Raw genomic sequence first — 22,967 nt, 5'->3', positions numbered from 1 at the left:
CAACTTGGCAAACAGATTACTCAAACACGTTTAAGTTGATAGATTGGGTCGAAGGCGTGTCAACTCCAACTCTCAGTCTACATCCATTGACAGAGTTGTGTTTCTCATCGGTCCATCACTCGCGTGCTGGTTACTCGCTGTAGAATACTGCTCTCTGTGGAAATCACACCCAGATTCGTCGGTGAGGGATCTCGCTTGCTCTCTATCGAAGCTCGGTCTTCTGTAGAACCTCAACCGAGAGCTGATGATCGACTGCTAACCGAATCTCTGTCTCATCAAGAACGACCTCGACTGAAGCAGCGAACGGCTCCTCTGCTCTCACAGTGGTGTTCCAGTTTTCTGCCGTCGTGTACTCGAATAGCTCCCAGAGAGGGATATCCAGGAGGGAGACACCGTGTTGCCAGAAGGCTTCGATAACTACCGGGTGGAACGCAACGATGACGTCGATAGGAAAGTAGACGGTGAACCAACATCGGCGACATTCGTTAATCGAGACTCCCATGGAGTGTTCTTCACGCTCTAACTGCTGGATAGTGGTGTCAAGCAGCCCATAGCATTCGGGACAGACGCCCCCTCGTACGAAGAGGTACTTCGCCCAGATACCGTAGCCAAAACTGTCGACGATTTCTTGCGTAGATCGTTCCTGAGCGATACTCTGTGGGAAGAGATCGGAGACGATGGGTGTTACGCACTCTCGGCACTCCACAGTGAACCGACCCTCGGTTGAGTCTGCATCAAGTGCCCGCGCACCACAGTTCGGGCAGGCCCCTTCGACAGCCACAGGATCGAACACGTGAGACGGCTCGTAGAGCCCCGAAAAGAGGGCACGACGAACTTTGTCACCGGCGTACGTGAGCTGATATCCGTCTTCAGTTTCGACGATGAATCTGTCGACAAGCTGTTTGAGGTGATAAGAGAACTGCGACGTGCTCTGGCAACTCACGACGTCGTACAGTTGCGTAAAAGACATCGCGGACGTCTCCGCTTCACCATCGTATTTCCTCTCGGCCAACGCGACGAGAATCTCCAGCCGCTGTTGATTGGCGAGGGCTTCGATGCTCTTGATAACGCTTTCGTCGATATCAGTTGCAGGCTCCTCTGAGTCCATTATCTACGTAGTCTGTCCCGGAAGCCGTGAACGTTTGCAACAGCTGTTTAGGGTCTCTACAGTTAATCTGGGAGTATCGCAGGATTGAGTCGACTGAGATCGAAGTATGTCGCTACAATCGTAACTCAACCACGTTGATCTTCTCTCTTTGTTGTTAGAAGTGCTTACTATCGCTCTCACTATTCACGCTTGGCGGTAGTTCGTGCGATCTGAGTCCCCTTTTGCTTGTAGACTATCGTCGTCAGTAGCCATCCATCGTTCCCGAGGCGGAGACGGCAGGTGAACGAGTTAGCAATGAACGCCATCCGACTGGAGCACAGCGATTCTAGTCTCCTCAGACGGTAGGTCCATCAAGATGTCTCCCATCCAGGACAAACAGAAACACCTTCTTCGAGGAGATGCTTACGGAAGTGCAAGGAGAAAGCCCCGCCCTTTAGGGCGGGGATGAATCCGACACGATTCGTCACAGCCCACTACCAATGGTAAGACCGGATATTCCATGCTCGAATCCATATTCTCAAGTAAGTTTGACTACATAGGTTACGTATGGCGAAACAGGTCGTCATCCGCACCTACACTGCGTCCATACGGAACCAGTCACAGGTGGCCGGCGACCTTGATTCGCTCGGGTTCTCAGCCTCGAAACTCTGGAATGTCGGGAGGTGGGTCTGCGACCGCGTGTGGACAGAGATAGGCCATATTCCCGGTCACAACGAACTCACCACCTACCTCAAGTCGCACGAACGCTATGATGACCTGCATTCTCAGTCAAGTCAGCGAGTCCTTCAAGAACTCGCTGAGGCGTTCAACGGCTGGTACGGCAAACGACGAAACGGAGACACGAGAGCAAACCCGCCGAAGTACCGCAAACACAACGACGAACACCCTCGTTCGACGGTCACGTTCAAAGCCGCTGGCTTCAAACTCGACACCAAATACGAGAGAGTCAGACTCTCCAAAGGCTCCAACCTCAAAGAACACTGGTCGGACTTCATCCTCTGCAAGTATCAGACGCGCCCAGACGTTGACCTCTCTACCGTGGAGAGCGTCCAACAGGTTCGAGCCGTCTGGACTGGCGGCGAGTGGGAGTTGCACTTCGTGTGCAAGGTCGAAATCGAGATTTCTGACGCCCCCGGTAAGAACACCGTGGGTGTTGACCTCGGTATCAACAACTTCGCCGCGCTCGCCTATAAAGACGGTCACAGCGAGCTCTACCCGTTGAATTGCTTGAAGCAGGACGACTACTACTTCAGCAAGCGAATTGCTCGCTGTGACGATTCGGACTCCGAACAAGCTACGCGGTTGAACCAGAAGAAGTCGGCTCGTCGCACTCACTACTTCCACACACTCTCAAAACACATTGTCCAACGGTGTTTGGACGAGAGCGTTGGAACGATTGTGATTGGTGACCTTTCCGGTATCCGCAATGACGAGGAAAACGGTGAGTCGAAGAACTGGGGCAAACACGGCAACCTTGACCTGCACTCATGGGCATTCGACCGCTTCACCTCGATGCTGGAATACAAGGCCAAGATGGGAGGCATCACGGTTGAACGGGTGTCTGAGCGCGATACGTCGAAGTCATGTTCGTGTTGTGGTCGAAAGCGCAAGTCGAACCGCGTTGAACGCGGTCTGTACGTGTGTGATGAGTGCGGGACGGTGGCGAATGCGGACGTGAATGGTGCTGAGAATATTCGACAGAAAGTATCTCCGAGTCTCGCCTGTGATGGGGGAGATAGGAGTAACGGCTGGTTGGCACAGCCATCGACGTACCTGTTCGACAAAGAGAGCGGATGCTTTGCACCGCGAGAACAGACTACGTCGTAAACCACAATATCCCAACGGCGGTCGGGAATCCTCGCCCTTCAGGGCGGGGAGGATGTCAAACGGTCGGCGTCTGACTACGCTAGATCGACAGGTAGGAGAGAATCAGCAATACCACATTGTACGTCGCGTGTGTCACGATGGGGACTGCGAGGTTGTCGGTGTATTCGTACAGCGCACCGAAGACACACCCGACGACGACAATGAGCGATGCGCCGGCGAAGACGGGAAGGAGTGAACCTGAATAATTCACGAGGTGCATCGACCCGAACAGGAGACTCGACCCCGCAATCGCGGGAGTAGGTCCGACCCGCTGCCGGAGACGACCCTGAATGACACCGCGAAAGAGCCACTCCTCAGCGGGTGCAACGAGAACCACCGAGAGTGCGGCCAATCCGAGTAGGAACGTCGGGTTCCGCGTGGCGATGTCGCCGATAACCGACTGTGGCAGCAGGTCGAGAACGGTCAGCAGGACCGATAGGAGAGTCGCGACCACCAGCGCGGCCACGGTTCCGCCGAGCGCGACGAGGAGCTGTCGACCTGACGGACGCGCGATACTGACCGAGATGTCGCGAAGCCTGCTGTAGGCGTAGCCGACGCCGAGGAACGCGACTTGACCTGCGGCCGTGGACCCGATGAGGACCCCCGTCGTTTCGATTCCGTATCCCAACACGAACATCGGGACGATGAATGCGACGCCGGCGACCAGCGAGACGAGAAATGCGACGACAGTGAGACCCACCAGTTCCGCGACCGGGCGAATGAGGCCAGAGCGACGGGTATCGACGTTCGACATGGAAGAGATGACCGCCGCGAGTCAGGTAGGCGTTTGGGAAATCGTGCGATAGAACGCGAGCGAATAGACGCCGAAGCACGCGAGTTAGTAGCTGTTCCAGAAACCCAAAGCTCAGTTGCAACGTTGTCGGTGAACGAGCGCCGGCGGATCGTGTAGAGGTACGACGCGGTCGGAATCGCTGACCTCGTAGACTCGGGATATTCGTCGCGTGGTAGGCCGTCGAAACGGCCCCCAAAGGACAGTGACGGCCGACTCGGCCTCGTCCTCAGCGATGAACGCTCGTCTCGGCCTCACGAACGCCTACTCGAGAGTGTGACCTGCGAAACCAAAACCCGTAATTAGCTATGAAGGTAAGAGCAGCCATGGGCGCCATCGAAGTCGACGAGCTCACGAAGGACTACGGGGACGTTCTGGGCATCGACTCACTGTCCTTCACCGTCGAAGACGGCGAGGTGTTCGGCTTTTTGGGCCCCAACGGCGCCGGGAAGACGACGGCGATTCGGACGCTGCTCGGATTTCAGTCGCCGACCGGCGGGAGCGCACGCGTCCTCGGTCGAGACATCACCGACGAACGAGAGTTAGTGAAGGCCCGCCGCGAGATCGGCTATCTCCCAGCTGAACCGGTGTTCGACGAAGGCGCGACCGGGCGGCGGATGCTGAGCTACTACGGCGACCTCCGCGGGGACGAACGCAGCGACGAACTGCTCGAACGGTTCACGCCCCCGCTCGACCGGAAGATCGGCAGCTACTCCCGCGGGAACAAGCAGATGCTCGCCATCGTGCTGGCGTTCATGCACGACCCGGAGTTGATCATCATGGACGAGCCCACGAGCGGACTCGACCCGCTGAAGCAGGACCGCTTCATCGAGTTCCTCGCGGAGGAACACCGACGCGGGAAGACCGTCTTCTTCTCCTCGCACATTCTGAGCGAGGTCCAGAAGATCTGCGAGCGGGTTGGCATAATCCGCGCGGGGCGTCTCGTCGAACTGGAGGACATCGAGACGCTGCTCAGCCGGTCCGGAAAGTTCGTCCGCGTCCGCGTTGCAGAGCGCGTGGATCCCGAGGAATTCGCAGTTCCCGGCGTTCACGACCTGAATTTCGGCGCCGACCGAACCGAAACGGTCAGTTCGGGTCGGAGCGATTCGGGAGCGACGATTACGTTCACCTACACGGGGGAGTACAACGACCTGCTCGCACGTCTGAGCGAGTACGACGTGCAGGATATCGAAATCGAGGAGGCTCCCCTCGAAGAGGTGTTCATGCGGTTCTACGGGGAGACCCAGACACACCGAGGGAGCAGCGAGAACGATGCGTGAGATCGTCCGCTACGAGACGGAACGACGGCTTCTGAGCGCGGTGGCGCTCTCGGCAGGGCTCTCGCTGTACGCGGGACTGTTCTTCGCTATCGGTCCGTCCATGATCCAAGAGATCGACTTCGAACAGTACGCGGAGGCGTTCCCGCCGGCGCTTCAGTCGGCGTTCGGTGTCGAGGCAATGGGATCGCTTGAGGGGTTGTTCGCCGCCGAACTGTACCAGTTCGGCTGGGTCCTGCTGCTAGGGCTGTACTTCGCGTACAGCGCCGGCGCACTCATCGCGGAGGATATCGAGGACGGCCGATTGGACCTCTTGTTGTCGACCCCCGTCTCCCGCGTCTCAGTTCTCCTCGGGAAATTCGCGTCGCTACTCGCGCCGCTTCTCCTCGTGAACGTCGTCGTCGCGGCCGCCGTCTGCCTCGGTGGCATCCTCATCGATGATCCTCTGTCGTTCGTCGACGTCGTGATGACGCACGTCCTCTCGATCCCGTACCTCCTCGTCTGTGCAGGTCTGGGACTTCTCCTTTCGGTGTTCGCCAACAGCGGCAGCGTTGCCCAGCGCGGCGCGCTCGGCGTCGTTTTCGGGCTGTTCATGGTCGAATCGTTCGTCACCGGGACGGACTACGAGTGGCTCGGTACGTTCAGCCCAACACACTACTACGACCCGATGGCCATCCTCGTCGACGGGACGTACGATTGGACCGGCGCGGTCATCCTCCTCGAAGCCGCGGCCCTGCTGGTCGTCCTCAGCGCGTTTCAGTTCCAACGGAGAGATCTATGAAAGCAGAGACGAACACAGCTGACAATCACGTGACCGATTCTGAAGAGGCGACCGCGGACGGCCGAGTCCGAGCGGAGGGTCGCCGATGAACCGACGGCAACTCCTCGCCGTCGTCCTCGTTTCGCTCCTCGTCGTTCCGGGATCCGCCGCCGGGGCGGTCCGTGGGTCGCCGGACCTCGTGGTCGCCCTTGGTGAGAATCACCTGACGGTCGGCGAGAGCGGGACGCTCGAACTGACCGTCGCGAACCGCGGCGACTTGGATCTCGGGTCCGCGACGAACCCGGCGCTCAACGAGCGCGTGACAACGGCGCGGGGCATCGAACTCTCGCTCGAGGCGAACGACGCTCCGCTCACCGTCGAATCCGGCCCGAGGCTCGTCGGGGGACTCGCCGGCGGGCAGAGCGCGACTGTCGGATTCGACGTCTCGGTCGACGAGGACGCCGAACCGGGGCGGTACACGCTGCCGGTAACTGTCGAGTACGCGTACACGAGTTCCATCGCGGAGGTGACCGGCGCGACGACCGAGCGCACCGTCGAGCGGGAACTGGCCGTCACAGTGGTTATCGAGGACGCCGCCTCGTTCCGCGTGGTGGAGGCGACGACGGACGCGCAGGTGGGCGAGAGCGGATCGGTCTCCGTGACGCTGGCGAACACCGGGGCGGCGCCCGCAGACGACGCGGCGGTGACGCTGTCCTCGCTGAACGGAGCCGTGACGTTCGATGGCGCGCGGGAGGCGGCGCGGTACGTCGGGTCGTGGGAGGCCGGCGAGACGCGAACCGTCACGTACGACGTCGCCGTCGCCGACAACCGGACGCCGCGGGACTACGCTGCGCAGGCCGTCGTCTCCTATCTCGATCCGGACGGTGAGCCGAGGAACTCACAGCCGCTGAGCGTCGGTATCGACCCACGTCCGGCGACGACGTTCTCGGTTCAGTCGCTGAACGCCTCGCTGTACGTCGGCGAGACGGGAACGCTGCGAGGAACGGTCGTCAACGAGGGTCCCAACCCGGTCCGCGGCGCGGTCGTGACGCTTCAGACGGACTCCGAACACGTACGACTCGTCGACGATTCGGTCGCCGTCGGGACGCTCGAACCCGGTGAACGGTCCGACGTTGCGTTCGCAGCCGCGGTGAGCGACGACGCGACGCCTGGTGCGCGCCCGTTCGCGCTGGCGGTGGAGTACGAGACGGACGCCGGATCGGTGGCGACGAGCGATCCGATTCGAGTCACCGGGCAAGTCCGGCCGGAACGGGACCTCTTCGCCGTGGAAGCGCGGAACGCCACGTTCGCACCGGACAGCACTAACCGCCTCGAAGTCGTCGTCACCAACACCGGTGAGACAGCTCGAGAGAACGTCATCGTCGCGTTGGAGCCGACCCAACCGTTCACGAGCGTCGCTCCCGAGGCGTACGTGCCCTCGCTCGCGCCCGGCGAGTCGGCCACGGTCGCCTTCGAGCTGTCCGTCGACGAAGACGCGGTGCCGAGCACGCACTCCGTCCGTCTGAACGTCACCGCCGAGACGGCGGAGGACCCGACTGAAGTCACCGACACCTACCGCGTGCGCGTCGACGTCGCCGAGGAAGGACAGTCCACCGACGTCGTCTCGCTCGTCGTCATCGCCGTCCTCGGCGTGATGCTCCTCGCAACCGTCGGGTATTGGTGGTATCGGCGTCGATAGCGACACCCGACCGCGCGGACTGGTCGGCCAACGTGACTCGTGATGCGCGGTCCTGCGGCCGTCGGGTGAGACAAGGCGTACGTAACCAGGATTTCTGGGGCTCCCTGCGGATCTGAACGAAGAGTGCGAGTGCGGCGGCCGATAAGAACGGCGTCGGGAGCAGAAAGTACCAGCCAGTACTGAAGACATCGACGCGGCCGAAGCGCCCGAACACGCATGGGCACTTTACGACGCGTATCGACGAGACGCAGTCGCGTTCGAGACGGACGCGCTCGCAGCGATCCGAAACGACGACTAACACTCCAGCGCAGTCCCATAACAGACCGAGAAATTACGCTCGGTGCGCCTCGTTGAACAGCGCACTGTCAGCGTAGGACGTCCAGCGGGTGATCTTCCCGTCCTCGAAGTCGAAGACATGCGCACCGCGGAACTTCGTAGACTTCCCGGTCCTGACGTTCGTACCGCTCCATACGATCAGTGCGACGACCGACTTACCGCCGTCGATGTATCGTTCTGGGACGACCGAGACGTCCTTCCAGTCGTTCGCCAGTCCAGAGAAGACGTTTTCTAGAATCTCGTCCACACCGCGGAAGGTCCCACTCCCGACCAGTCCTTCGGATTCGATCAGTTCAATGTCCGGCGCCCAGGTATCGACGACGGCGTCGATGTCCCCATCAGCGAACGATTGATACAATCCCTGAACGGTCTCGACGTTACTCTTCGTCGTCGGTTTCGTCGTTTCCATTACCACGGAGATAGACGCCCTCTGAGGAGATATACCTACGCTATGGTGAGGAGAGCAGACCTCGGAATAGAACTCGCTGAATAGGGCCTCTGTAGCGGTCGCGTTGATCACCGCACACAGGTGACTGTGACCTTGGGAGCGACCCCGTCGCTGGCAGTCGCCTGGCGCTCGATATCAGTGCTGACCGACGCGGCGGTCGACGCCGAACAGGGGCGGTCGACGAGGGAGTGCAACTCGATTGAGACGTCAGTAGCGGCGAACGAGACGACAGTCGAACCTGCGGTGACCCGCTCGACGACGACGCTTGCGGAGTCCAGCCCAACGATCGTCCAGTCGTAGTTCCCGAAGACTCGCACGTCGCGGAGCGTGGTGTTCCGAGCGTCAACGGTCAGCACCCCGGCCGTGCGTTCGACGCCGACAGCGCCGGGATCACCGACCGTGTTCGAGATGGTGCTATCGGCCACGGTCACCCCGTCGGCCCGCAGAACCGCGATGCCAGCGATTGCGTTCCGGTCGAGCGTGCTCGTGGTCACGGTAGTCCCGTCGGAACCGATCACCAGAACGCCGACGGCGTTCTCGGAGGCAACGAGCCCCGCAGTGACGACGTCGGTGCTGCCGGTGATGAACAGCCCATCGCCGTGGTTTCGACTGACGGTCGTCGCCTGGATGGACACGCGGTCGGACCCGTCGACGACGATCCCGGCCATCCAACTCGCGTTGACGGTCACGGCGTCGATCGTGACGTCGGTCGCGTTTCGGATCACCAGACCGTCCCCGGCGCTGTCAACAATCGTGGTCGACATCACACGGACGCGAGAGACGTCATCGATAGCGACGCCGGTGACAGCATTCGTCCCGGTGACGTTGATGACCGAGAGGTCGGCGCCGCCGGTCGTTCGGATGCCGCTATCGAACCCCTCGAACGAGAGGTTCGCGATCGTGACGTTCGAGCGGCCGCCGGTGACGACGACTGCCTCGCCGAACTGGTCGGGCGTCGGCATACCGAGGGCCGCGCCGTACGCCCGGGCGCTCTCGGCGACGGTCAACGCGTGGCCCCGGCCGTCGAGAACGACGTTATCTGCCTCGATGTCCAAGCAGGTGTAGGTGTGGCTCACGAGGTCCGCGACGAGGTGGTATCGACCCTCCTCTGCGATCGTTCGACACGAATCGATCGGGGAACTCGCTCCTGCAGTCACGGGAACGACGCTCCCTGCGAACTGCGCGGGATCGGCGGTCAACTGTACCGGCGCAGGCGCTGCGCCCGCGGGCGCGAACTGGACGACGAATACCGTGGCAACGATGAAAGCGACTGACAGGATCTGACTGGGTGTGGGTGACATGGTTGTGTGAGCGACCAATGGGCGCGGTCGTGTTCGCTGGCCGACCAGCGTGTCCACTACTCGGCGTGGATAACCGCCGCGCTCCGGAGACCGAAGAGTGATCGTCCCAGCAGTCCGGAACGACCGGCATCGGCCCGCTGGCGCTACTACAGGAGAGGTCGCGTCGGGCGATAAATGTAGTTAGAATAATATTTCTATAGGATCGACAGTAAGAGGTTCGGTCTACGGGTTATAGAGGGCAAGGAGAATACCTGACCCTTCAGGGTCAGGATGAATCCGACAACACTCCACCACCCATCGCACAAACGCCCGGCTGGATATTCTCTTCTTCAATCCCAATCCTTACAATACAATCTCCCATAACCAGTTATGGAAGTGTTCCACGATGCACATCCACCGTACATACCGAGCGAAAATCCTCAACCACTCACAGATAGAGGAGATGCTCGACCACCACGGATGGAGCGCATCGAAACTCTGGAACGTAGCGAACTACCACTCTCGACAAGAGTGGGACGACACAGGCGAGATTCCCGACGATTCGGACTTGAAAAGTGAGTTGAAGACTCATCCAAAATACAAGGGGCTGCACAGTCAGTCCAGTCAGCGCGTTCTGGAGGAACTCGCTGAAGCTTTCAACTCATGGAAACAAAAGCGCAAGAACGACTTTCGTGCGAATCCGCCCGGCTACCGCAAGAAAAACTACTACGACGACCAAGGCCGCCGCGTCCACGAAGAACACCCGCGTAGCACGGTGACGTGGAAACAGAAAGGCATCCGTCACGACACCGAAAACGGTCGAGTGCGGCTCTCGAAGGGTTCGAACCACAAGGAGCACCCACGAGCGTGGGAGTACATCCTTGCCGAATACGAGACGCGTCCCGGCGTCACCGTCGAAAACCTGCAACAGGTTCGCGCCGTCTACGACAACGCGAAGGGGCGATGGGAACTTCACCTCGTTTGCAAACACGAAGTGGATACTCCTGACACTCCCGGCAACGAGTCAGCAGGTGTTGACCTCGGCATCTGCAACTTCGCGGCGGTCGCGTACAGCACTGAGCAAGCCGACCTGTATCCCGGAAACCGCTTGAAACAGGACGGCTACTACTTTCCGAAAGAAATCGCCAAGTGCGACGACTCAAACGGTGAAGAAGCTACCCGCCTGCACGCGAAGTGGTCGGAGCGCCGAACCCACTTCTTCCACAGCCTCGCTAAACACATCGTAGAACGGTGTGTCGAGCAAGAAGTTGGCCAAATCAACATCGGGAAACTCGCTGGTGTCCGCGAGGACGAGAACGGTGCGTCGAAGAACTGGGGTAAGCACGGCAACCTCGACTTGCACGGTTGGGCGTTCGACCGATTCACGTCGATACTCACGTACAAGGCGAAGATTGAGGGCGTCGAAGTCGTAGAAGTGTCCGAACGCAACACGAGCAAGACGTGTTGCGTGTGCGGTACGAAGGATGAGAGTCTGCGTGTCGAACGCGGCCTGTACGTGTGTGAGGAACACGATGATGCGTTCAACGCTGACGTGAACGGGGCGGAGAACATCCGTCTCGACATCAACGAAAGTAACTCCGAGTCTGCACCCAGTTTGGGTGGAGATAGGAGTACCGGCTGGTTGGCACAGCCCGGAGTCTACCTTCATGACCTCTCCCGTGGATTCCAACCTCGGGCAGAGGTGGTAGACTGCAAACCCTAATATCCCAATCCAGCGGTGCGGTGCCGTGGGATTCCCGCGTCTTCAGGCGCGGGAGGATGTCAACCGGTCGACAGCCTCCGAACGACTGGATCGCTGTCAGATTGGTACTGCGGCCCTCGGCACCCTGAACTCGATCCAGTCCGCTCAACCGGTGTCTATCGGTCGCGAGTGCGCTTACAGAACTGCGAGGAGACGCCCACGACTGTCAGTCGGAGGAGATCGGTCATCAACCCGACCAGCCGACCGAGTACAACCGGACGTTTTCGGCCGGGCGCAGGAAACGCTTTGTCCGTATCGCGCGTGTGTATCGCATGTCTCGGAATCGTGTAGATGAGAACCCGGGGAAGGATATCGATGACGGAGCTCCCAAAGAGGGTTCTGGACTGTCGTTCTCCGAGACGGTGGCGACAGCCATCGCCAGTCTGGCCAGCGAGACACGACTCAGAATCCTGTTGGTGCTCTGGGACGCACAGGATCGGCCGCTGCGGTTCGGCGAACTCCGGGAGCGCGTCGGCGTCGCAGACCCCGGCCAGTTCAGGTACCACCTGCGGAAGCTCGAAGACCAGTTCGTCAGGAACACCGCAGAGGGGTACGACATAACGAACGCCGGCGTGAACGTCGTGTGGGCCGTCCGATCCGGGGACCTGACGTGGAGTGGGGACGTCGATCCGTTTCCCATCGACAGCGTCTGTCCCGCCTGTAGCGCGGGACTGTCGCTCCGCTACGAGGAACAGATGTTTTTCGTCACCTGTCCCGACTGCGGCCGGACACACGAGATGGCGCCGTTTCACCCGAGCGGTCTGGTCGGTCGAACTAACCGGGAGATACACGCGGCGTTCGAGCGGGTAAGTCGCGGGCAGTTCGAACTTGGGGCACACGATATCTGTCCGCGGTGTTACGGAGCGGGGTCGTTCACGCTCGTCACCGACGAGAACGCCATCCCGACCGATCTGCGCGAGGAACTGTCGGCAACCGAACTGGCCGACCTCACCCGCTACGATCCCCAGGAGGGAATCGCGTCGGTCGTCTGGACGTGTTCGCAGTGTGGGTTATGGATGGAGTTCCCGCTCGCAGTGTTGCTGTGTCACCGGACGGCAGTCGCCGAGTTCTACCGCGACCACGGAGTCGATGTCGACGCGATCCCGGCGCGGGACCTCCTCCACCACCTCGGCGACATCGCCATTACTGTGACGGAGCTTGATCCCCTCTCAATGCTGGTCACTATGACCAAAGACGACGAGACACTAACCGTCTCTATCGACGGCGGATTCGCCGGGGTCGCGACCGACCGAACGCCAGCCGACTAGGTGGGACTGTCTAGATAACCTCCTCGATTGGTGTTCGTCCGCCAAGCGCTTGATGCGGTCGTTGAACATTATGGTAATGAACGAACAGTGCAAGACACTGGCGGACGCTTAGCCGACTGCCCACCCACGAGTTATAGAAGCGGTTGACTCGCATTTTGAGGGTATGAAACCATTTCTCAATCAGGTTTCGATCTGCATAGTCAACCCGACCGCTCAATCCTAATCGAGAGAGGGCAGTCCGATAGCCGAACTGATCAACCAGAAACACCGTGTCTTCGCAATCGTGTTTCTTGACGACTCCGTGAAGGAACGCAGCCGCCGGGTCAGTTCCATGTCGCTTGAACAGCTGTACGTCAAGAAGTAACTTTGTGTCGATGTCTATTGCAGTGTACAACCAAGACCACTTGCCATGGATTTTGACAGCGGTTTCGTCGACAGCGACCCGCTTCGTCTATGCCGAAGGCGGGTCCGAGACGCTGTCAGCCAGTTGGTGAACTCACTGGAAGATTGCCTGATGAGAGCGTTCAACGCCTAATTCAGCGAGAATCGAAGCTGTTTCTCTGAGCGAACAACCGGTCGCGTGAAGGCGGACGGCGACGTCCGCTCACGCTCCCAACATTCAAGCGTAGCCGTGTCTACGCTCTGCTTGAGCAGGTTTGAGAGTGGCATGAAGCACTAGCTCTTCGACCTGCTCGCACCTTAACTAGATCGTGTCCAAATAACAATATTCCTCATTCTGTTTCACTCCGAACGTTGGGCGCTTGAGCCGGCGAACGATACAGAATAGACCATCGGATATCTCAATGTGAACAAATAGGTCGACAGTCTCGACACATCGAATACTATGCTCTCTTCTCAAATCAGAGCAACAGTCTAGTCATCGTCGTCTTGCCCCTGTGAAAGCGGACTATTGGTCTCTGTCTTTGTACTCGTGATGAGCGTATCCTCTTCCGTTGTCGCGAATTCTTCTTTGTAGTAATCGCGGGCTGCGACGTAGCTTGCGTACGCGATCGCCAAGAGAAAGAGGGTGAACGGAAGCGCAAGTACCGTGGGAAACGCTTGCATCGCATCGAACACTGGGAGTTCTAAGGTCATCACGCCGAGGAACGCGAGTAGAACACCCCACCATGCTCGGTTTCGCGCATTGGGATCTTCGTTACCGAGTGTTATCGAGGAGAGAATGTACACAGCCGAGTCCAACGACGTAACGACGTATCCCGCGATCACTAACATGAGTAAAGCTCCTAAGACAGGGGCGAGCGGTGTCAGGGTGACCGCAATCGCGAGTGCGTTCGGGATACCACCGCTGCTCAGTGCATTACTGACCGGCTCGATGTATCCTGGTGCAAGTACCCATCCACCGACGATAGAGTGCTGCAGCCAGAGCAGTACGCCGGGAATGACCACGAGGCAAGCGAACGTCTCGCGGATAGTCCGTCCTTTCGAGACGCGAGCAACGAAACTGCCGACGAACAGGCCCCAAGCGGCCCACCACGCCCACCAGAAGCTCGTCCATTGGTGTGCCCAGTTAGATTCGGCCGTCGGTGCGGTATACAGGGAGAGTCGGAATATATTACCTAACCAGACGCCACCGGCATCGAGTCCGATATTAGCTATAAACAGAGTGGGGCCGACGACGAGAAGAAGTGCGAACGTAATCAGCATGAGAACGACCGTAATCCGGGCCGCATTACGAATTCCCTTTCGCAGTCCCAACCAGACATCGCCGAGGAAGACTAAGCCAAGAACACCGAACAGGGCGTACGTGAGCATCGTTGGCGGAAGCCCGAACACGGTATTGACAAGCGCAGAAAATACCTGTGCAGAAAAACCGATCGCTGCTGCGACACCGCCGATAATGGCGACTAATGCAGCTAAATCGACCGCCCAGTAAAGAGGCTTATACCGGTCATCGTCAAGGAATACTTTCAGCATCGAACTAAACTTATACGAGTCCGTCCCGCGCGTATAGATTATCAACCCAAACGCTAACGCAAACGGTGGATACCACATAGCGAGCCCTGGGAATACCTCGTGGATGAACATGAATGCGAGCGCAAGTGATTCAATCGAAACCCCTCCAACGGGAAGCGGCTGTGGAGGTGGATTAGTAACGATCGAAATTGGCTCACCGACACCCCAGATGATGATGGAACCACTATATCCGACCGTGAACACCATTGCGAGCCACGAGAATACGTCGAATTCCGGTTCAGCGTCTTGTCCACCGATCCGAATATTGCCGTAGCGTGAGAAGACCATGAAGGTCGAGAAGGCGAGTAATATGAATCCAAGCAGCATGAACCACCAGCCGAAGTAAGTGAGTACCCATCCGAAGGCCCCGTTGAGTGTGCTGTTGAGACCCTGCGGATTCACAATTCCAACGACCGCTAACGCCAACAGAAGTCCCCCTGTCATGAAGAACAGAAGTTTCTCATCGTTATCTGCACGTTCTAATCCGAAAATGTGCCAGAATCTCATGGTTCCCCGTTCGTAGAACTAACCAACTTGGTACTCACTTCGCGTTTCAGGATTGCTGTCATGGTATGTACTACCAACCCACCTTCTCTTGAAACAGGCTGACACTTATAGATTGGGGAGGTTCAATGAGAAAGAAGCAGAACCGTAGCCAGTAGCCAGTAAATACCCCGGAAGGGCAGCTGTGAAAGAGGAGATATACTTGGCTACATCAGAGTATGTAGCGGTTCCCCGACGATACGTCAGGGGATGGTCTCTCGTGAGGTGTATCACTCACAGTTCCGGTTCATCGAGATTGACGTAGACAGATTTCGTCTGCTGGTAGTGATCTAGCACCTCTGTCCCTAGATCTTTCCCGATGCCCGACGCTTTGAACCCACCGTACGGGGCTTGTGGCAGAATCGGCCCGTACTCGTTGACGTACACGAGCCCCGCTTCGAGGTCCGCAGCCGCGTTGTGGACCAGAGATGTTTTCTCGGTGGCGATACCGGCTGCGAGACCGAATTCGGTGTCGTTCGCAAGTTCGATGGCTTCGTCGTAGCTAGAAAACGTATTGATCGTCTGAACGGGACCGAAAATCTCCTCCAGCGCGATACGCATATCGTTCTCAACATCATCGAACACCGTCGGCTCGATGAACCAGCCATCCTGAAGATCAGCGTCATCCGGTGATCCGCCACCTGTCAACAGCGTCGCACCCTCGCTCTTACCCGCTTCGATGTATTCCATGACCGTCTCGTACTGGGACTCGGTAGTTAGTGGCCCCATCGTTGTCTCTTCATCGAGCGGATCCCCGAGTGTATAGGACTCGGCCTTTTCGACGAACCGATCGACAAACTCGTCGTGGACGCTCTCGTGAACTAATGCTCGAGAGAACCCATCACAGATCTCCCCCGTACTATAGAAAATACCGTCCGCGACGGCGGTAACCGCTTTCTCCAGATCAGCGTCTGGGAACACTATGAACGGGGATTTTCCACCCAGTTCCAATGTGACGGGGGCGACGTTTTCGGCGGCCGCCTTCATCACTTGTTGTCCAACGCCGACGCTCCCGGTAAAGGAGAGTTTACGGACGCGGTCATGCTCGGTCAGCGCTCCGCCGACGTCTGATCCAGTCCCGGTCACGACGTTGACAACACCGTCCGGGAAGATACCCTCAGATAGCTCTGCGATGCGGATCGTCGTCAGTGGAGCCTTCGCCGAGGGCTTGAGCACGGTTGTGTTCCCCGTCCCGAGCGCAGGTCCGAGTTTCCACGCTGCCGCCCAGATCGGGAAGTTCCACGGCGTAATTTGTCCGACCACTCCGTATGGCTCCTTGCGCGTGTAGAGGTGCAGATCTTCGGACGTGGATACCTGTCTCCCATCTAGGTTCCGGCAGGTCGACGCATAGTGTTCCAGCGTTCCGATGGCACCTTCGACCTCCCCCCGTGCTTGGGAAATCGGTTTTCCAGTGTCTATGCACTCCAACAGCGACAGTTCGTCGATGTGGTCCCGGAGTACGTCAATCCACTCGGATAACAGTCGGGATCGTTCGGCGGGGGTCGTGTCTGACCACTCTTCGTCGAACGCTCTCCACGCAGCATCGACTGCCGTATCGATGTCCGTCAAGCTACAACGCGGGACTGTCGTAATCGGGTCGGCGGTAACGGGGTCAATCGTTTCGATCGTCTTGTCGGTTGTATGTCCGGCCCCGTTTATCCACGAATCGAACTCGCTGATATCTCTAACTCGCTCTCTTGCTTCTGCATGATTCTCCTGCAACTGGCTACCGAAGGTCTCAGACACCATTTACAGAAAGCAGTTTGTTACCGTTCCCCATATATTTTCGGACGGATCTGTCGATGCCAAGATAGAGCGGTGGAATTACCACCCGCTGAGTTATTCAAGCTCTTTCGCTGACAATGCTCGAATGACTTGCCTCCAGAACGAGAAATAGAGTCGATCGGTCGAACGCACTCCTATCTCACTCGAAAGAGGATTGTGGGGTCTATCGATGAGGGGCGTAGGCAGCCGAACCGATCGGGAGTGGGGTCAGATTATTTGGGCAACCGTACTTCGCGGTACTCAATACGCATCACGAGCGACGTTCAGGAGATCGTCGGCGTCTGCGTCCCGTGGATTGTCATGGATCTCGATCGTATTCAGCGATTTTTCGGCGATTTCCGGGAGATCTTCTTCCGCGACGCCGAGATCATGGAGGCTCGCAGGGAGGTCAACCCTATTAATGAGTTCCTCCACAGCGTCCACTGCTTCCAGAGCAGCTTCCTCGTCGGACAGTCCCGACACGTCCAGACCCATCGCCTCCGCAACCTCTGCGTATCGGCCGGGAACAGCTTCGATATTGTACCGCATCACAGCGGGCGTGTATGCGGCGATGGCTTCACCGTGCGGAATCTCGGGATACATCCCACCGGTAGTCTCGGCCAGCGAATGAATCGCACCGAATCCGGCGAAGTTCTCACAGATACCTGCGAGGTGAGAGCCGAACATCATCTGTTCTCGCGCCTCCATCTCTCCGTCCTCGTAAGCTGTCGGGAGATAGTCTGAGACGAGACCCATAATATCTCTAGTTAGTGGTTTGACAATAGGTGGACAAGCAGACGACACGTGATTCTCGAGGGCGTGAGAGAAAGCGTCGAAGCCGGTTGCAGCAGTCTGTCTCGGCGGTAACGTAGCCGTCAAGGCAGGGTCGACTAGCGAAACCTCGGCACCGAGATACGGTCCGTTTGGGTACAACGGTGACTGACCGAGAGCCATCTTGAACTCGCGTTCCTCGTCGGTGATAACTGCCCAGTAGTCGACCTCACTGCCCGTTCCGGCGGTCGTCGGGACCGTGACTAATGGAAGCGGATCGTTCTCGATCGGTTCTTCCATCACCTCCTCGGCAGACGTAACCTCGTAATCGACGAGTTTGCCCGGATTGGTTGCCATCAGCGAGGCCCCCTTTCCGACGTCGATCGAACTCCCACCGCCGACGGAGACGATGAAATCACATCCCTCGCTCTCCAGCATTTCGGTCGCTTCATCAACCATACCGACCGTCGGATTTGGTTCTACCCCATCGTAGGTAACGTGTTCAATACCTTCAGCCGCGAGCGACGTTTTTATTCCGTCGACCAGTCCGGCATCAAGGATTCCTTGGTCCGTGACGATCAGTGCCTTTCGCCATCCCTGTGAATTAACAACTGAGCCGATATTCTCGCTAGTTCCGGTGCCGAATTCGACCCTGATTGGGAAATCAAACGTGTACTCTCCAAGACTCATCGGCGCTCACCACCGCGTTCTTTGCTGGAAGTGTTTGTTGAGACTCTAGCTGCGCTGTACACGAACATTCCCTGATCGCCATGGGAGTCGTTCTCTGTCATCCCACGCAGAGGTTCTGGACTCCAGCATATAAAACTGATGCCTGGTCATCACAATGTGAATTTTCTGTGATTGGCTACATGAGTTTCCGGATAGTCCTCCTGATCAAAGGAGCCGGTATCCGAACCAGGCAGTCAGCTTCGCTGTCCGTTCGAGAGATAACCAAGACGCTCCGATTGTGAGGCGTACTTGTGGCAATCGAACGGTCAAGAGTAGCCGGCGAACTAGATTTGAGTCTGATGCGTTTCGAATACGTAAACGGGATGCATTTCGAGTATGTGAATGCCCTCTAAGCACTGACGGTAATCAGATCGAAGTCACGAATGAAGACCGTCTCTGAGGATAAGGCATAGTTCGATCTCGACATCGATTTTCGATGCCCTCTCTTCAACGTATCGTATAGTCCGTGCGGACGCTATGAACCGTCGCTGCGCCCATCTGCCAACCGATCCTCGAAGGATTCGACGATCTGCTCGAGTGCTGGGAGGATTTCCTGTGTGAGGACCCCATCTGTCATCCGATAGCTTGGCCCCGAGACACTCATTGCTCCGATGTGAGCGCCGTTCGGTTGAGTTACTATCATACCAATACTCCGCAATCCGTCTGTGAACTCTTCGTCATCGATAGCGTATCCTTGGTCCTCAATCCGCTCAAGTTCCTCAAATAGGTCCTGACGCTCAGTGATCGTGCTATCCGTTTTCGCCGACAGTCCCCACTGGTCAAGTATCGCTTCGACGCGGGCTTGGGGAAGTTCGGCGAGGATCACTTTCCCGGAGGCCGTAGCGTGCATCGGATAGTAGGTCCCTGTTCGTGCACGGTAGCGGTCCGACTCGTCTTCACCAGGATACTTCACCCACTTGTGGTACGATTCCGAGATTGTAATGATACGACCGTGGTCCTCGATCACGAAATCGGCTTCCTCATCGGTCGCCTCCGTTAACTCTCTAACTGCATCGTCTGCGAACTGGTATCCCGACTTCCGGCTTCGGGCGTGTTCACCAAGATTGAGGAACTTCGGTCCGACATGGTACTGCTCATCTTCTTTGACCAAATAACCGCATTCATGGAGAGTCATAACATGTTTGTACACTGTACTCTTCGCGAGTGACAAGTCCTCGGCTAACTGTGGAAGTCCTGCACCACCGCACTCGTGAATTCGGTCAACCAACTCCAGCGATCGAACAGTCGTTTTCAGCGTCGGGCTCTCTGTGTTACCCACCATGCGATTACAAACCACACGCCCATATGTTAAATGTTTCTCAAATCGAAACGCCAACCAACCCTCCCCAATATAATAACTACCGGTGGAGGCGCCAACCCCTTCATTGCCACTTCAGTCGTCCATCCACGGTGGGCGACACACCTAATCGTTCATGCATGCGAAATAGCCGTTCTAACCATTAGAGATGGTCATTAGTTGGTTCCGGTCGGCCGAGATAGGCTCTTGACACGATAGAAAACTCCAAAATCGTAGCATACTTGTAGTTCCCTTACTGAGGATCGGATCGTATATTAGTGGATAGCACAAAATATCCGCATGCCCCTCATTAGTTCTTGCCCGACTCTTTTTGATAACGGTATCTCGTACAACTAGGGCAAACAGTTTCTCTTCCGCATCTTAGATACAATACTATGATTGTAAAGATATGGCGATTTACGGCCGAGATGCAGAACTTGAACGGAACAGCGGACCCACTTCGACCTCCCAGTATCGTTGACGTCTCCGACGCTCTGATTCAGCCGCTTGGATTACATAGTTAGTATTGTAACGTCTAGGTACCGACGCCGAAAACCTGGATAGTACACCCGTTCCACACTATAGAACAATATTCGGAGTAGCCTTCGGAAACCGGTACCAACGGAAACATCCGAGTCACACATCGACAGTCGCTGTCAAAGACCGCTCATCGAAGTCGAGAGAGAGCACCTCAGCGAGCGTTGTAGTTGAGTTCGATGATGTTCACAGAGGAGAGCAACTTGTCCTGGAGTTCCGCTTCTACCTCCGGCTCTTTCAACCGGTGTGCGGGGCCCAACACGCTCAACCCGCCGAGAACCTGTCCGGTGTCGTCCAGTATCGGGGACGAGATGGTCTGCATTCCGGTCTTGTACTCTCCGCACTCGAAACTGACACCGCGCTCTCGGACCTCTTCGAGTTCCTCGAAGAGGGTCTCGCGGTCGGTCACCGTGTTTTCGGTCCGCGGAGGTCGCGACTGGGTGGAGAATCTCGGGGAGAACGTAGTTCGTGACCTGGCCGAGTGGTAGATCACCGTGATCCATCGCCCGGACGATCTCTCTTCCTTGCTCGTGGAACTGGTCACGCTTGAGCGCATAGCCAACGATGATGTTGGCGTCGACGAGTGTCCGCCATCCTACCCGGACCCGTGTTCGTCGACGAGGTCGACGGCGTTCGTCTCTTCACCCACGTCGACGGGGTCGAAGTCGTCGAACGCGCCGTAGCGCTCGCGAACGATCTCGGTGACGGGTCTCCCCTCATCGTCGGTTGTCCAGCGGAGACGGTCGCCTGGCTCGAGGTCGAGCTTTTTCGAACGTCCGCCGGGATCGTGACTGAGTAGCTCTTGTTCACCGTCGTCTCGGCGTCTCCGGTGCTCATACTTCAGCATATTCGCTCGGCACGAATAACAATTACCCCGGTAATTGGATCAGTCTTGTCGCTACCGTTCCTCAATGCTGTTCGATAGCGAAGGCCGAAAACCGAAGTGTTGCAGCACTCTTGAACGATATAAGTCTCTACTGGGAAAGGATCAGTAGGAAACTGATCGAAACTCGATCTCGGAGAGAATGAGTGGCACAACACGACGTTGGTCTATCGACGAAAGGAAAACTCCGAACACACGGATCACCGGCAGTATTCGGTGTTCATAACGAATTGGGAAAGTGGACACCTCACGGAGTACGGCTACCAGTGGGAAATCGAAAGTGGCTACAGGTCGATCAAACGGTTCATGACGGCTACGACGTCGAAGGATTTCGGGTTGCGGTTCTTCTACTTCGCGTTCGCGTGTCTGTGTACTCGATCTGGCGAGCCGTCGATTTGCTCGTCCAGGTTGAGTTGACTGGTGAGTACGAGCGCTCGCCGATGGTGACGGCAGAAAATACACTGACGCTGCTGAAGAAGGAGACTGGAATCCGATAGAAAGACATTCTGCCTGGGTCAGCGCGCCGTCTGAGTGGCTACACTGTTGGATATCTCGAAAAACCGTCTTACGATTGGAGGTATGACAAGAATTATCACTTGGAGTGAGATCTGAGCTAGTTTCCGTTGACTGAATCGCACCAATTCATGCATTACAACCTCGCTGAACCCAGTGTAGTCTCAACTTCCAGCACGCACTATTAGTATAGCAGTATGTAGTTTACTGGGTAGGTTTGAGACGTAGAAATGCCATATTTGGTAGGCAGAGGCGTTCTCTGTAATAACGAGCAAGAGTGGAGCCCCACTTACGTGTAGATGAGTAAAGACAAGTGGTTTTATGGGGCCGTCGCTGTACCCTCATCCGTACCGATGCCCACGCCAGCATCCCCGGGTTCAGACCCGAAAGACACCGAATCAGATACTATCCGCGTCACGCTCGGCGGTGAGCGGGTCGTGGCGACCGACGAAGCCACCGGGAAAGAGGGGTCCGGCCAGACGAAGTGGGAGGCTCTGAACGACCTCGCGGAAGCGCTCCGCTACGACGAGTCGTTCGGTGACCGTCTCTCCGGCCGTCTCGCCGACAGCGGCGGGGACAGCGTCGAGGACGGCGCAACGCCCGGGAGGGCCGATGAGCCACCCGTGGCACCTCGGTAAGACACCGCCGCAGCACGACGCCGATAGCGGATAGGAGGTCAAGACCGTCGCGAAGCGCGGAGCGCCGAAGCGGGAGACGTGCGCCGCCACGGGCGACGAGATACCCGCAGGGCAGGGACACCTGTACGTCACCGCACAGCGAGAGATGTCCGGCTATCGCGACCAGTAACACTACACGGTCATCGAGGAGTCCGCGCACACGGGGACCGGCGGTCGGGCGTACAATACGCTCGTTAACGACTGGGAGCGACGCCGCGGTGTCGGAACGACCGAACTGAACGCCCTAGAAGCACAGCCCCACGAGTTCAGACGCATCGTTCGCGAGGGCGTCGAACCCTACGTCGATGACCTGCTGGACGAGAAAAACGAGGAGGCGCGCGACCAGTGGGAGGAAGAGGTCGAGAACGCCATCCGGGCCGCCGTCAACGGTGCGGACCTTGAGGACGCACTCGACACCCTACTGGAGTGGGCCAACAGTTACGACGAAGCGCTGGAGGACGCCCGTCCGGTGTTGGAGGAACTTCGCGGGCTCGCGAACGCCGACGAACTCAACGAATGGCGTGACACCGTTCGCAACACCGTCACGTCCGCTGAAATCCCGCGGGTCGAACCTCCGGCTGGGGAGGGCGCGTTCCCCGATGACCCGCTGTTCGACTCCGACCGCGCGTATGAGGAAAACGTTGTGCGAGTGCAGCAGCACAAACAGAGCGAGTAGCAGCGACAA

Annotated in this window: 17 protein-coding genes and 3 pseudogenes; 9 read left to right on the top strand and 11 right to left on the bottom strand. The window is 57.8% G+C overall.

Annotated elements, in window-relative coordinates:
* Positions 1 to 202: 202 nt before the first annotated feature.
* Positions 203 to 1,108 (bottom strand): DUF7351 domain-containing protein, encoded by a 906-nt coding sequence (locus NDI76_RS19895; RefSeq protein WP_310925925.1) that lies wholly within the window; start codon positions 1,106 to 1,108, stop codon positions 203 to 205.
* A gap of 546 nt (positions 1,109 to 1,654) precedes the next feature.
* Between NDI76_RS19895 and NDI76_RS19890 the strand changes: the two genes are divergently transcribed.
* The gene (locus NDI76_RS19890) at positions 1,655 to 2,935 is read left to right on the top strand and encodes an RNA-guided endonuclease InsQ/TnpB family protein (RefSeq protein WP_310925924.1); all 1,281 of its coding nucleotides are present in this window, start codon (positions 1,655 to 1,657) and stop codon (positions 2,933 to 2,935) included.
* A gap of 79 nt (positions 2,936 to 3,014) precedes the next feature.
* Here NDI76_RS19890 and NDI76_RS19885 read toward each other — a convergent pair whose 3' ends face one another.
* Positions 3,015 to 3,728: a CPBP family intramembrane glutamic endopeptidase gene (locus NDI76_RS19885; protein WP_310925923.1), complete on the bottom strand. Its 714-nt coding sequence runs from the start codon at positions 3,726 to 3,728 to the stop codon at positions 3,015 to 3,017.
* 362 nt (positions 3,729 to 4,090) lie between these two features.
* On the opposite strand from NDI76_RS19885, the gene NDI76_RS19880 reads away from it, so the two are divergent.
* From NDI76_RS19880 to NDI76_RS19870, 3 genes are all read left to right on the top strand, one after another.
* Positions 4,091 to 5,044 carry an ABC transporter ATP-binding protein gene (locus NDI76_RS19880; RefSeq protein ID WP_425498398.1) on the top strand — a complete coding sequence of 318 codons (954 nt, stop codon included), beginning with the start codon at positions 4,091 to 4,093 and terminating at the stop codon, positions 5,042 to 5,044.
* Complete coding sequence (locus NDI76_RS19875) at positions 5,037 to 5,822, top strand: ABC transporter permease subunit (protein ID WP_310925921.1); 786 nt, start codon at positions 5,037 to 5,039, stop codon at positions 5,820 to 5,822. Before NDI76_RS19880 ends, NDI76_RS19875 begins: the two co-directional genes overlap by 8 nt.
* Before the next feature lie 85 nt (positions 5,823 to 5,907).
* Positions 5,908 to 7,500, top strand: a complete 1,593-nt coding sequence (locus NDI76_RS19870) for a COG1361 S-layer family protein (protein WP_310925920.1) — start codon at positions 5,908 to 5,910, stop codon at positions 7,498 to 7,500.
* A 331-nt stretch (positions 7,501 to 7,831) separates the two neighbouring features.
* Here NDI76_RS19870 and NDI76_RS19865 read toward each other — a convergent pair whose 3' ends face one another.
* Together NDI76_RS19865 and NDI76_RS19860 are read right to left on the bottom strand one after the other, a co-directional pair.
* Positions 7,832 to 8,245, bottom strand: a complete 414-nt coding sequence (locus tag NDI76_RS19865) for a nuclear transport factor 2 family protein (protein WP_310925919.1) — start codon at positions 8,243 to 8,245, stop codon at positions 7,832 to 7,834.
* Between the two features lie 107 nt (positions 8,246 to 8,352).
* Positions 8,353 to 9,642 carry a right-handed parallel beta-helix repeat-containing protein gene (locus tag NDI76_RS19860; protein WP_310925918.1) on the bottom strand — a complete coding sequence of 430 codons (1,290 nt, stop codon included), beginning with the start codon at positions 9,640 to 9,642 and terminating at the stop codon, positions 8,353 to 8,355.
* A 328-nt stretch (positions 9,643 to 9,970) separates the two neighbouring features.
* Between NDI76_RS19860 and NDI76_RS19855 the strand changes: the two genes are divergently transcribed.
* Both NDI76_RS19855 and NDI76_RS19850 read left to right on the top strand, forming a co-directional pair.
* On the top strand, positions 9,971 to 11,287 hold the full coding sequence (locus NDI76_RS19855; RefSeq protein WP_310925917.1) for an RNA-guided endonuclease InsQ/TnpB family protein: 1,317 nt from the start codon (positions 9,971 to 9,973) through the stop codon (positions 11,285 to 11,287).
* 311 nt (positions 11,288 to 11,598) lie between these two features.
* On the top strand, positions 11,599 to 12,594 hold the full coding sequence (locus NDI76_RS19850) for a winged helix-turn-helix domain-containing protein (RefSeq protein ID WP_310925916.1): 996 nt from the start codon (positions 11,599 to 11,601) through the stop codon (positions 12,592 to 12,594).
* A 10-nt stretch (positions 12,595 to 12,604) separates the two neighbouring features.
* Here NDI76_RS19850 and NDI76_RS19845 read toward each other — a convergent pair.
* The 7 genes and pseudogenes from NDI76_RS19845 to NDI76_RS22680 form a co-directional block, all read right to left on the bottom strand.
* Positions 12,605 to 13,263, bottom strand: a pseudogene (locus NDI76_RS19845) (IS6 family transposase).
* A gap of 204 nt (positions 13,264 to 13,467) precedes the next feature.
* On the bottom strand, positions 13,468 to 15,075 hold the full coding sequence (locus NDI76_RS19840) for a BCCT family transporter (RefSeq protein ID WP_310925915.1): 1,608 nt from the start codon (positions 15,073 to 15,075) through the stop codon (positions 13,468 to 13,470).
* Between the two features lie 270 nt (positions 15,076 to 15,345).
* Positions 15,346 to 16,860: an aldehyde dehydrogenase family protein gene (locus NDI76_RS19835; protein ID WP_310925914.1), complete on the bottom strand. Its 1,515-nt coding sequence runs from the start codon at positions 16,858 to 16,860 to the stop codon at positions 15,346 to 15,348.
* 276 nt (positions 16,861 to 17,136) lie between these two features.
* A complete protein-coding gene (locus NDI76_RS19830) occupies positions 17,137 to 18,336 on the bottom strand; it encodes an iron-containing alcohol dehydrogenase (protein ID WP_310925912.1) in 1,200 nt (399 codons plus the stop codon).
* 514 nt (positions 18,337 to 18,850) lie between these two features.
* Positions 18,851 to 19,657 carry an IclR family transcriptional regulator gene (locus NDI76_RS19825; RefSeq protein ID WP_310925911.1) on the bottom strand — a complete coding sequence of 269 codons (807 nt, stop codon included), beginning with the start codon at positions 19,655 to 19,657 and terminating at the stop codon, positions 18,851 to 18,853.
* Between the two features lie 706 nt (positions 19,658 to 20,363).
* Positions 20,364 to 20,765 (bottom strand): IclR family transcriptional regulator domain-containing protein, encoded by a 402-nt coding sequence (locus NDI76_RS22685; RefSeq protein WP_425498390.1) that lies wholly within the window; start codon positions 20,763 to 20,765, stop codon positions 20,364 to 20,366.
* 39 nt (positions 20,766 to 20,804) lie between these two features.
* Positions 20,805 to 21,046, bottom strand: a pseudogene (locus NDI76_RS22680) (AbrB/MazE/SpoVT family DNA-binding domain-containing protein).
* Between the two features lie 169 nt (positions 21,047 to 21,215).
* Between NDI76_RS22680 and NDI76_RS19810 the strand changes: the two are divergent.
* The 3 genes and pseudogenes from NDI76_RS19810 to NDI76_RS19800 all read left to right on the top strand — a co-directional run.
* Positions 21,216 to 21,589: pseudogene (locus NDI76_RS19810) on the top strand (transposase); the annotation flags it as partial.
* A gap of 315 nt (positions 21,590 to 21,904) precedes the next feature.
* The gene (locus NDI76_RS19805; RefSeq protein ID WP_310925908.1) at positions 21,905 to 22,243 is read left to right on the top strand and encodes a hypothetical protein; all 339 of its coding nucleotides are present in this window, start codon (positions 21,905 to 21,907) and stop codon (positions 22,241 to 22,243) included.
* Positions 22,244 to 22,751: 508 nt separating this feature from the next.
* A complete protein-coding gene (locus tag NDI76_RS19800; protein WP_310925907.1) occupies positions 22,752 to 22,958 on the top strand; it encodes a hypothetical protein in 207 nt (68 codons plus the stop codon).
* Positions 22,959 to 22,967: the final 9 nt, after the last annotated feature.

The organism is Halogeometricum sp. S1BR25-6 (assembly GCF_031624495.1).
Lineage (GTDB): Archaea > Halobacteriota > Halobacteria > Halobacteriales > Haloferacaceae > Halogeometricum > Halogeometricum salsisoli.
Note: the sequence above shows the minus strand (reverse complement) of the source record. Positions and strands in the feature narration are given on the sequence as shown.

Coding starts and splice junctions, on each gene's coding strand:
- NDI76_RS19875 (WP_310925921.1), top strand. CDS start 5,037: ATGCGTGAGATCGTCCGCTACGAGACGGAACGACGGCTTCTGAGCGCG.
- NDI76_RS19830 (WP_310925912.1), bottom strand. CDS start 18,336: ATGAGTCTTGGAGAGTACACGTTTGATTTCCCAATCAGGGTCGAATTC.
- NDI76_RS19835 (WP_310925914.1), bottom strand. CDS start 16,860: ATGGTGTCTGAGACCTTCGGTAGCCAGTTGCAGGAGAATCATGCAGAA.
- NDI76_RS19850 (WP_310925916.1), top strand. CDS start 11,599: ATGTCTCGGAATCGTGTAGATGAGAACCCGGGGAAGGATATCGATGAC.
- NDI76_RS19825 (WP_310925911.1), bottom strand. CDS start 19,657: ATGGTGGGTAACACAGAGAGCCCGACGCTGAAAACGACTGTTCGATCG.
- NDI76_RS19885 (WP_310925923.1), bottom strand. CDS start 3,728: ATGTCGAACGTCGATACCCGTCGCTCTGGCCTCATTCGCCCGGTCGCG.
- NDI76_RS22685 (WP_425498390.1), bottom strand. CDS start 20,765: ATGCGCTCAAGCGTGACCAGTTCCACGAGCAAGGAAGAGAGATCGTCC.
- NDI76_RS19865 (WP_310925919.1), bottom strand. CDS start 8,245: ATGGAAACGACGAAACCGACGACGAAGAGTAACGTCGAGACCGTTCAG.
- NDI76_RS19895 (WP_310925925.1), bottom strand. CDS start 1,108: ATGGACTCAGAGGAGCCTGCAACTGATATCGACGAAAGCGTTATCAAG.
- NDI76_RS19880 (WP_425498398.1), top strand. CDS start 4,091: ATGGGCGCCATCGAAGTCGACGAGCTCACGAAGGACTACGGGGACGTT.
- NDI76_RS19805 (WP_310925908.1), top strand. CDS start 21,905: ATGAGTAAAGACAAGTGGTTTTATGGGGCCGTCGCTGTACCCTCATCC.
- NDI76_RS19890 (WP_310925924.1), top strand. CDS start 1,655: ATGGCGAAACAGGTCGTCATCCGCACCTACACTGCGTCCATACGGAAC.
- NDI76_RS19840 (WP_310925915.1), bottom strand. CDS start 15,075: ATGAGATTCTGGCACATTTTCGGATTAGAACGTGCAGATAACGATGAG.
- NDI76_RS19870 (WP_310925920.1), top strand. CDS start 5,908: ATGAACCGACGGCAACTCCTCGCCGTCGTCCTCGTTTCGCTCCTCGTC.
- NDI76_RS19855 (WP_310925917.1), top strand. CDS start 9,971: ATGCACATCCACCGTACATACCGAGCGAAAATCCTCAACCACTCACAG.